At 41.5% G+C, this 11,131-nt stretch carries 5 protein-coding genes and 3 pseudogenes; 4 read left to right on the forward strand and 4 right to left on the reverse strand.

From position 1 onward, the window contains the following. The 3 genes and pseudogenes from Xinn_RS22200 to Xinn_RS18505 form a co-directional block, all read left to right on the forward strand. Positions 1-192 (forward strand): annotated as a pseudogene (locus tag Xinn_RS22200) (IS3 family transposase); the annotation flags it as partial. 4 nt (positions 193-196) lie between these two features. Further along, a protein-coding gene (locus Xinn_RS18500; protein ID WP_099137728.1) for an IS1 family transposase occupies positions 197-888 on the forward strand; the annotation gives its coding sequence in 2 pieces (ribosomal slippage) (positions 197-440 and positions 440-888; 693 coding nt in all). 387 nt (positions 889-1,275) lie between these two features. After that, on the forward strand, positions 1,276-6,813 hold the full coding sequence (locus Xinn_RS18505) for an autotransporter outer membrane beta-barrel domain-containing protein (RefSeq protein ID WP_099137729.1): 5,538 nt from the start codon (positions 1,276-1,278) through the stop codon (positions 6,811-6,813). A 74-nt stretch (positions 6,814-6,887) separates the two neighbouring features. On the opposite strand, the gene Xinn_RS18510 is transcribed toward Xinn_RS18505, so the two are convergent. From Xinn_RS18510 to Xinn_RS18520, 3 genes are all read right to left on the reverse strand, one after another. Next, a complete protein-coding gene (locus Xinn_RS18510; protein WP_086952924.1) occupies positions 6,888-7,304 on the reverse strand; it encodes a hypothetical protein in 417 nt (138 codons plus the stop codon). Positions 7,305-7,466: 162 nt separating this feature from the next. After that, positions 7,467-8,144: a hypothetical protein gene (locus tag Xinn_RS18515; protein WP_086952925.1), complete on the reverse strand. Its 678-nt coding sequence runs from the start codon at positions 8,142-8,144 to the stop codon at positions 7,467-7,469. Positions 8,145-8,322: 178 nt separating this feature from the next. Then, the gene (locus tag Xinn_RS18520; protein ID WP_086952926.1) at positions 8,323-9,891 is read right to left on the reverse strand and encodes a hypothetical protein; all 1,569 of its coding nucleotides are present in this window, start codon (positions 9,889-9,891) and stop codon (positions 8,323-8,325) included. A 908-nt stretch (positions 9,892-10,799) separates the two neighbouring features. On the opposite strand from Xinn_RS18520, the pseudogene Xinn_RS18525 reads away from it, so the two are divergent. Next, positions 10,800-10,904 (forward strand): annotated as a pseudogene (locus tag Xinn_RS18525) (transposase); the annotation flags it as partial. Positions 10,905-10,939: 35 nt separating this feature from the next. On the opposite strand, the pseudogene Xinn_RS22205 reads toward Xinn_RS18525, so the two are convergent. Continuing rightward, positions 10,940-11,131 (reverse strand): annotated as a pseudogene (locus tag Xinn_RS22205) (IS3 family transposase); the annotation flags it as partial.

The raw sequence follows: 11,131 nt of genomic DNA on the forward strand, positions 1-11,131 counted from the left end.
CATAGTGGGATAAATTATGTGACACCGGGCCAACGGCACAGAGGCGAAGACAAAGTCATTTTAACACAGCGGGATGGCGTTTATCACCAGGCTAAACTCACCTCTCCGGAACGCTGGTCGCGCAGCACCAGAAACTGGCAATGGGTAGAAACAGTGACGCTGAATCCTGAACGAGAACAACAGGCCGCTTAAATTCATTAATGGTGCCAACTATGTTGACAATTACCGCCAAACGAAGGACGTTAAAAAGCATGGTATTGGTAAAGGGGATCACCTACGTTATCGTTGCTTGTGCTGTAACCGGACTTTCCAACTCGATTATTCTTATCGAGCCTGTCAAGCCGGAATAAAAGAACAAGTCGTTGACCTTGCCATGAACAATGCTGGTATCCGTGATACTGCCAGAGCCCTGCATATCAGCATTAATGCGGTCGTTCGTGTTTTAAAAAACTCCAGCCACGATGTGTAACAACCCTGCCACTCGGTAAAGTTGAACTTGAATTTATCTGTGAAGTGGACGAAATGGGGTCCTTCGTCGGAAATAAAAAGTGCCAGCGTTGGTTATGGTACGCTTGGGAGCCTCGTCTAAAACGTATCATTGCGCATGCTTTTGGTAGACGAAATAAGAAGACGTTGAAAAAGTTATTAAAAAAACTGTCTAAATTCAAGATAGCCTTTTGGTGTACAGATAATTACCGTGCCTATCATTTATTACCTTCAGCTAACCATCTGGTTGGAAAATATTTTACTCAACGTATTGAACGTGAAAACCTGACGTTACGTAATCGAATTAAGCGTCTTAACCGTAAAACACTCGGCTACTCAAAGTCGCCGGAAATGCATGACAAAATCATCGGCACTTTCATTGAAAGTGAATATTATATTTGAGGGTGTTCAACGCGTTAAATACATGACCCAAGAAAGGTTTTAAAGGGATTAACCCCATTGAAGCCTATACGGGGCGCACATTGCACTTATTGTGTTAATCCAGCCATTATTTTTAGCACCAATATCTAACTATTTAATACATGACCAGGAATACTCCTATCATTTTGAAAAGGCATTTAGATCATAATAAAATAATTAAAGTTAATTAACCACTTCATGTATTAAATATCGTAATATTTTATCCAAATAATTTATATCTGATGACTGGGTTGCGATAAATAAATTCTATTTTATCGGAATAAATAGACGTATTCATAAAGTTATTCTAATTTTAAAATAGGCATTTACTGTAATTATGTTTTAGTCAATTATTTGGTAACCCTATTTATGAAAAATTACCGGTATTCATTATTATCTCTGGCTATTAAAATAGCATTGTTTTTTCCGGGATTAAGTTGCTATGCAGAAGCGGCTTCATCATGTGGCAAGACAGAGACGTTAACGACTATTCAATCTGGTACTGAGAAAGATCCTTGCAATCTTATTAATGATGAAAGCCTGCTGATTGAAAAATCAGCCGCAATTGCTGTTCCTCAAGGGGAATCTGATGGCTTCGATGATCCTTATAATATGTATTACAGTGCAGTTAATGTTGGTAATTCTGATAATTCAGGTGCTTTGATTGCCGTAAAGCAGATTAAGAATAATGGCACATTGAGCGGGAGTCGGGGACTGACTGTGAGCTATACCGGTTCGCTTGGAAAATTGCTTAATTATGAAAAAATGACTGGAAATGAGGGCGCGATATGGATATCAGGAAAGGTGGATACCGTAGATAATTACAATTTACTCGAATCTACAGATACAAGTGGAGTATTTTATGCAATAGGAGTTTATGACGCTCAGGGAAGTAATACCACCCCTGATATGAAAGGATCTGTGAATGAAATTATGAACAGGCAGGGAGGAACGGTTGAAGGAATCTATGTCGGTAACTCAACGGTTAACACGATTAATAATCATGGCAAGTTAACCTCTTTTGCAGGCGTCATTGCTTCCGACGGTGCAACGCTTTTTATTGCATCTGGTGATATTAAAGCTATCAATAACTATGAATCAATCACCAGCATTGCGAGTGGCATTATCGTTGAGGAAGGAGGGAGCATTGGAAGTGTTAATAATATATCAGGAAGTAAAGGTATCACCGCTGACAAAGATGCTATTCAGGTAATCTTGCTTAGCACACCTAATCCAAACACCACGCAAGAAAAAAAATCATCCCAGATTAATCAGGTAACGAATGATTCTTTGCTCTATGGAAAACGATACGGAATTGTTTTAGATGGCCAAGGAAATATAGGTACCATTACTAATGGCACTACGGGAATCATAAAAGGTGATAAATATGCCATATACAATAAAGGATCTATTTCTGGTGGCATTTATAATTCTGGGCTGATTGATGGAAATATAGATCTTGGGGATGCGGTTCTCTATATATCCGGAAAAGGTAAAATTAACGGCGATATTACTGGAACTCAAAAATCACATATTATTATCGGCGATAAATACGCCGCGGAATTTATATTTAGCCATGACATAAAAAATGTCGACTCAGTGAAAGTGAAAAAAGACAGTAAATTTTATTTGGGGGATGGGAAAGCGGCGGGAAATGTCTCCATTGATATTGCAAATGATGGGGAACTTTATTTTAATCGAATCGGGAAAGCAATATATGACCATATTATCAGCGGCACCGGTTCCGTTTATCAGGCAGGAAGCAGCACTACCATACTGAGCGGGAAAAACACCTATACCGGTCCCACGTTTGTTCAGGCGGGTACCTTGCAGTTAGATAGCTGGAGTGGCACATCACACACCATCAATATTGATCCCAAAGGCACCCTTGCCCTCAATCTGGCAGGAAAAAGCCCCTTTGGCAGCGTACTGGCGGGTCAGGGTCTGGTGAATAAGATGGGAAATGGAGAAACCACCTTCAGTTCCAGTTCCCCTGATTTTCTCGGGACAATGAATGTGGAAGCAGGGCAACTGTTTGTTGCTGACAACGCTCAGTTGGGCGGGAAAACCGCTCAGCTCAATGTGAAAAAGGGCAGCACCCTTGGGGGCCGCGGTAAAGTGGGCGGTTCGGCGATCATTGAAAGCGGCGGGAATTTGACCGGCACACAGGGCAGTACACTGACGTTTGACCATGATCTGACCCTGAATGACGGTGCGCGGGTGGATGTCTCGCTCAATAGCGCAGAAGGATCTGAGCCGACACTCTTTGACGTGCTCGGCACGCTGAAAATGGCGGGTACCCTCAATGTTGAAAATGCGAGCAGCCTATCCGCCGGTGAATATGATATTTTCCACTACGGGGATATTGCCCCTGATTCAGCCATGACGACAGCGGGCGGCCTGCCCGGCTCACTTTCTGTTGATATCGATAAAGCCAAGAAAATTGTTTACCTCACCAACACCGCCGGGAAGACACTGAACTATTGGGCGGGCGGCGATGGCCTGTGGCAGGTTGAGGGTGAGCGTAACTGGACATCCAAAAAAGGCGGGGTGAAGACCAGCTGGCGTAATGCCGATAAATTTGCCATTTTCGGCAACCATGCCGGTACCGTGCGGATCGACAACAGCAAGGGCAACGTTAAGGTTGATGGCCTGCAATTCAGTACCGGGGGCTATACCCTGACCGGCGATCTGCTGACTTTGGAAAAAGGCAATCAGGGTAACGCTGTCATTCGGGTGGGCACCAGCAGCCGCTCGGCTAAAGAGATGCTGGCCACGATTGATGCCCAACTGACGGGCGCGGTGACATTGGAAAAAATGGGCGGCGGTACGCTGGTGTTTGCGGCGGACAACAATTACAGCGGCGGTACAAAAGTGACCCAAGGCACGCTCCAGCTCGGGAATGGCGGCACGCAGGGCAACCTTCTCGGTGATATTGCCCTCGGCAGTCAGGGCGCACTGGCTTTTAATCGCTCGAACCCATTCACATTTGGCAACAATATCAGCGGCACCGGTTCCGTTTATCAGGCAGGAAGCAGCACTACCATACTGAGCGGGAAAAACACCTATACCGGTCCCACGTTTGTTCAGGCGGGTACCTTGCAGTTAGATAGCTGGAGTGGCACATCAAACACCATCAATATTGATCCCAAAGGCACCCTTGCCCTCAATCTGGCAGGAAAAAGCCCCTTTGGCAGCGTACTGGTGGGTCAGGGTCTGGTGAATAAGATGGGGAATGGAGAAACCACCTTCAGTTCCAGTTCCCCTGATTTTCTCGGGACAATGAATGTGGAAGCAGGGCAACTGTTTGTTGCTGACAACGCTCAGTTGGGCGGGAAAACCGCTCAGCTCAATGTGAAAAAGGACAGCACCCTTGGGGGCCGCGGTAAAGTGGGCGGCTCGGCGATCATTGAAAGCGGCGGGAATTTGACCGGCACACAGGGCAGTACACTGACGTTTGACCATGATCTGGCCCTGAATGACGGTGCGCGGGTGGATGTCTCGCTCAATAGCGCAGAAGGATCTGAGCCGACACTCTTTGACGTGCTCGGCACGCTGAAAATGGCGGGTACCCTCAATGTTGAAAATGCGAGCAGCCTATCCGCCGGTGAATACGATATTTTCCACTACGGGGATATTGCCCCTGATTCAGCCATGACGACAGCGGGCGGCCTGCCCGGCTCACTTTCTGTTGATATCGATAAAGCCAAGAAAATTGTTTACCTCACCAACACCGCCGGGAAGACACTGAACTATTGGGCGGGCGGCGATGGCCTGTGGCAGGTTGAGGGTGAGCGTAACTGGACATCCAAAAAAGGCGGGGTGAAGACCAGCTGGCGTAATGCCGATAAATTTGCCATTTTCGGCAACCATGCCGGTACCGTGCGGATCGACAACAGCAAGGGCAACGTTAAGGTTGATGGCCTGCAATTCAGTACCGGGGGCTATACCCTGACCGGCGATCTGCTGACTTTGGAAAAAGGCAATCAGGGTAACGCTGTCATTCGGGTGGGCACCAGCAGCCGCTCGGCTAAAGAGATGCTGGCCACGATTGATGCCCAACTGATGGGCGCGGTGACATTGGAAAAAATGGGCGGCGGTACGCTGGTGTTTGCGGCGGACAACAATTACAGCGGCGGTACAAAAGTGACCCAAGGCACGCTCCAGCTCGGGAATGGCGGCACGCAGGGCAACCTTTTCGGTGATATTGCCCTCGGCAGTCAGGGCGCACTGGCCTTTAACCATTCAAATGACAGGGTATTTGGCGGCAATATTACCGGGCAAGGTAGTCTGATTAAAAATGGGAACAACGCGCTGGTATTAACGGGCAAGAATAGTTATACCGGCGTGACAGAAATACAACAGGGAACGTTTCGCCAAGGAAAAGAAAATGCATTCAGTGCAGATTCTTCTTACCTAACGGGAGAAAAGACATTTTTCGATATGGGTGGGTTTAATACAACCATTTCTGGGTTGAATCACAGTGGTCATCTGTCATTTGGCGGGGATGATAATGCGGTTGGCCGTACACTCACTGCCACAGGTGATTACAATGGCAAGAACGGAACACTCAATTTAGCAACGAAGCTGGCAGGGGATGATTCACCAACTGATCGGTTCGTGGTCAACGGCAATACATCCGGCACAACGCATTTGGTGGTCAAAAATGTCGGCGGAGAGGGCGCGCCAACCCATAAAGGGATTAAGGTTGTTGAAGTGAACGGTTTATCGAATGGCGAGTTCAATTTAGTGGGTGATTATCATCATCAGGGCGATCCGGTGATTGTTGCCGGCGCTTATGCCTACCGCCTTGATAAGGATGGCACGGATCATTCATGGCATCTGCGTTCATCGAAAAATTACAAACCGGCTAACCCAACACAACCAACACCCCCAAATCAGCTTTACCATGCTGGCGTTAGCCTGTATGAAGCTTATGGTCAGGTTTTACAGACGTTAAACTCACCCGGCACATTGTATGATCGAATTGATAGCCGTGAAGACAGATTGAATAATGCAGGAAGTAATAATGTAGGAAATGATGACAAAAACACGCGCTCCAGTAAGGCATGGGGGCGGGTAACAGGCACTTATGGCAAATTATCGCCTCATAAATCGACATCAGGGGCTGAAAATATAACTTATTATATGACTCGCGCTCAGGTGGGCGTGGACAATCGCTTGTATGAAAATGATCAAGGCGCAATAGATGGCGGTGTTTTTCTGCAATATTCACACATTAATGCTGATGTCGGTTCTGAACATGGCAAAGGTAACATTCGTTCGAAGGGGTATACCGTAGGCGGAACCGGCACATGGTACGGCCATAATGGTTTTTATTTGGGTGGTCTGGCTCAAATGACCTATTTTAGCAGTGACTTAAATTCAAAAACAGCAGGCAAACATCTGGGAGAAGAGAAGGCCGCGCTGGGATATGCATTGAGTCTGGAAGCCGGCCAGCGTATTAATTTAACGCCGACATGGTCATTTACACCACAGGCACAATTAGCTTACTCTTCCATCCGCATGGATGATTTTCATGATGTGTTTAAAACAAAAGTTCACTTTGGCCAAAGCAATAACATGAAATTGCGTGTGGGCAGCGTTCTCGATTACCGCCCCAAATGGCGTGATGGGCAGAATAAAGATAAGAAAAGCCCACATCTTTATGGCCTTTTCAATGTTCGTCAGGAACTTTTGGGGGATAGCGATTCTGCTCATGTGGCGAATAAGGCATTCAGCAGCCGTAATGACCGTCTGTGGGGGGAAGTCGGTGCTGGGGGAGCTTATAGTTGGAATAACGGTAAATATGTTGTTTACAGCCAGACATCGGTGAATACCAGCTTAAATAATGCCGCCGACAACTATGAGATAAATGCTAAATTGGGCTTAAAAATAGCATGGTAATCTCGATGAGACTGACCAGAATAATCTAAAAGAAAACCGTGAGGAAATTCCTCACGGTGAGTATAAATATTTGATTACGAATTAGGGGGAACCCTATAATTATAGAAAGCCCATCCGGTCACATAAACTGATAAATTGTTATATTCAATTGGCATACCATTATCTTCAAAAATTGCACAATAGGTTCTTCCCAGAGTCGGGCTTCCTGAGCTTGGTGTTATTATGCTTTCCGCCCATGTATTATCAAGGCGATTACTTTTTGGGCAATCAATAGTGCATATAAGTGCTCCATCTGATCCTTTGTACCAAAATGTATCGATAATTTTATTTGGATAATCACTGCCGTCGTTTGGTTTAATCCAATGAGCGTAATTATTTCCTAAATCATCGTTTAAATCCACTGTATAACCCCACCCGGCGAGAACCAGAAAAGAATATGATACATACCAGCCATTTTTGATGTCTGGAAAATATAAAGTTTTAGTTGCCATTATTAACATCCTATTACATATTACATTGTTGTATTTTTAACATGTTGCCGGTAGAGTTTTTTAATGTAATGGTATATCCATAGCCAGCATCAGTTTGAAATAAATAGGTGATCCACCAATTATTTTTTATACTCTTTAAATAAAATGTAGTGGTTGCCATTTTTATATTGTTCCTATTGTATGGTTGATAATTCCGGTATAGTCCTCAGCAGCAACTTTTATAGTACAAGAATCGCCGCTTTGCCCTTGCAGGTTTATTTTTAATTGGCCATATTCATTTGTAACTGTATTTTGTATTGTATCAGGGTTTTCTCCAATCTCTGTTATCTTACTTACGGATGAATTATTTGGGGTTATTTCACAATAAAATGGAGTGTTTTTAATAAGTTCAAGTGTTTTACTATCATTCATTTGAATAGTCAGTATTTCATATGCATCACCAATAGATTGGTATCCGACAGCTGTTAAGTTTGCTGTATATTGAGGATGTGATTGATTTGTACGTACAAATTGTACGGAAACAGATTCAGAATTAGCTTTATTTCCTGCAAAATTAGTAACAGTATAGAAAACATCATATTTACCACTGTTAATAGCGGAAAAAGGGATTGTTATTAAGTATCTGGGTAAATGTACATCTTGAATATCTATAGTGTAGGGAGGAAATGAGTTTATATAAGTGCCTACATGCACAACAATTTGATCTAGAACATGAACACTATTATATCTATTTACCTCTATCTGGAATACATCATGAAATACATCATATATATAAATAATTCCATTGCTGTCTCTTTGGGGAAGGATAGGCGGAGACATGAGTTTTTTTTCTGTAGACATACCATTACCTTATTAAAATAAAATTAAAAATAATCGGATAATAATATTATCCATCTTTAACTTGGCAATTTAATTAACCAGATTGTTATCTCCCCGTGATGCAGGGAGATAATCAACGCCTCTAGAAATAAAGCGGGTATAACTAGTTATCATCTTCTATTTCTACATATTGAGGAAATTAACCAACATAAGTGTCGAAGCTTCTAACATAAATTACTGATTTTTTAGGTGAAGTAGTGCGTTCATATTCAATGGCAATTGTACCTACGCTCGCACTATCCGTTGTTTCGAAACCCAGAAGAAGTTGAGGGCTGATATTTGCTTTGTAATAGCCGCCGTTTAAATCATTTTGATGTACGGTTACGTTGTCTTTAACTTTAAAAATTAATGGACGTGCGGGAGTAATTGTATCTTGACAGTTTGAGAGAGAGACAGTGATCGAAATTATATCATTTGGGGCAATGGTATGTTTAGGATTGTTTCGATCATATGGCAATAGGACTTCAAGACCTTTAGTACCAATTTCAGGAACATTGATTGTGTCATTGGGAGCAATGGGATACCCACGAGAATTAAGTACTTTTGGCATCAACATAAGATCGCCAGTATTAGAAGCAGGGTTATTATTACCATTGTTATCATAATGAATAAAGTTATATTTAGATGCATATGAGTTACCATATTTACTTGATAAAATATAACTAATATAATTCCGGCCGATATTTAATTCATTATAGGGGACAGCGAAAGTATAGTATCCCGTATTGTTACTGCTAACGCTATCTATCTTGCTTATAAATAGTTGTTTCTGAGTTTCATGTTCTTGATGGGCAGTGGAAAATCCTAATATATATTCAATATGCATATTCTGAGGTGGAACGGGAACTTGGTAATGAAATTCATTTTTTGTCAAAGGTCTTTCTAATTTATCTGTGTCCCCTGTTTCTTTAATCGAGGGTACCTCTAGTGTCTCCAAAACATTAATTTTTTGAGTGGTCATAAATATAGATTGATTTGCATCATAAATTACATCACTAAATATCATTTTAAAATCAACAACCTTACTGGCAATTTGATCAGTAGCGAATATTTGTAAATTAACAGCATCTGCGGTTGGTTTGTTAATCAAGTAAAAATAATATTCTTGGTTACTACCATCACCCGGAACACTATAAGGAAGACATTCAGTCATAAACTGGTCCTTCAAAAATATTCTTACAGGAGCGGATACACGAAGAGTAAGGTCATACTTTGTAAGTGGAGTGGCAGGAGGATTACTTCCATCTGTCATCGGGTTAATTGATGCTAAAACAAATGAATTGACTGAAGGATTAGGTTTAGGACCAGTCAGTTGAACAGGTTTTTGGTCATATAAATAGAATGATGTTATGCCTAATACACAGCTATCCGGATCTAAAGAAGGATTGTTGATGGCTGTATAGCTTACACTGGTTGAGGGGTTGGATGGTGTATTTACAGTAAATTTTGCTGTGTATTGAGTATATTGTTGATTTGTCCCGTGATCAATTAATTCACCTGATATTACTAGCCTTTGCTTGAAACCTCCAGTTGTATGTTCTCCGGGAAACGCTTTTTCGATTTTCAAACCTTTTGATGTAAGCAGCGAGACGTTTACTTTAGTAGGGTCATAACTAGCTGTTTCACCGACCACTGTTGCAAGCACTTCGAATGCTTGACCAACAATAATATTTCCACTGCTGGGAGTAATAGTTAATTTTGCAACCATTATATTACCTCTTTTAAATATAAATTTTTAATAGATATTAATAATAACAATGAATTGTTAATAATTAACAAAAAGACATTATATTTTAGTGTAAATAATGCTGTATGAAAGGCGATAAATAAAACACCTAAATATTTTCATTAAATGAATCGGATATAATATATTATTATTTTACCTGCGGTTTTATACTGAAATAATTTATTATTAATAATTGCTTCACCTACATCGCCATACTAAAATGATTTATTTTTAATGATTATTTCCTCACTTTTTTAAATGAATTTATTATCTATTAAAAATAGGGTGGACATATTTTTTTGCTGTCAATCTGTTGCTGAAAATAGGTTGTTTACTGTGTTTTATTAACATTATTATGTGGTTAGCCATTGTAAAAAACAAGCTTTAAAAATGATAGAAGAAAAATGCCTTTACTGATAATCGTAAGATGATATTACATTTAAATAAATAGATATTCAATACATCTATAATAAAAATATTTATATATTAAAAATGGGTGGCTTTATGCTATATACTGCCTTGGTTGATATCAATATGCGTAAAATAAATTCAATATGGTAAATTATTAAGTGATAGGTTGAGGATTGTATTTCACGCTCCAACATCCCCTCTATATACTCTTCACGGGTATATCCGGCTGTAGTTAAAGCACCAGAAACTTTCTTAATAGCATTTTATTTATTATCAGCGTGTACTCCCAGATGGATATCCTGTAATGATAGATGAAACATTTAACCTCTCATATTCACTATAAAATTGAAACGATTCAGCTTTTCAGCGTAAAAATGCCGTTAAATAAAGTGACTTTATTTTTCCATGTGAAAGGTTAAAACCACCGACTTTAGTCGGTCAGCTTTAGCTGCGATACTCTGTTGCACGAGAGGTGCAATATGGATTACAGATATGGCAGCCACACGGTATTTCAGATTGAGTATCATTTCGTGTGGGTAACGAAATACAGGTACCCAGTACTGATAGGTGAAGTTGGCCTACGCGGTAATTGTCAACATAGTTGGCACCATTAATGAATTTAAGCGGCCTGTTGTTCTCGTTCAGGATTCAGCGTCACTGTTTCTACCCATTGCCAGTTTCTGGTGCTGCGCGACCAGCGTTCCGGAGAGGTGAGTTTAGCCTGGCGATAAACGCCATCCCGCTGTGTTAAAATGACTTTGTCTTCGCCTCTGTGCCGTTGGCCCGGTGTCACATAATTTATCCCACTATG

Source organism: Xenorhabdus innexi, assembly GCF_002632485.1.
Lineage (GTDB): Bacteria > Pseudomonadota > Gammaproteobacteria > Enterobacterales > Enterobacteriaceae > Xenorhabdus > Xenorhabdus innexi.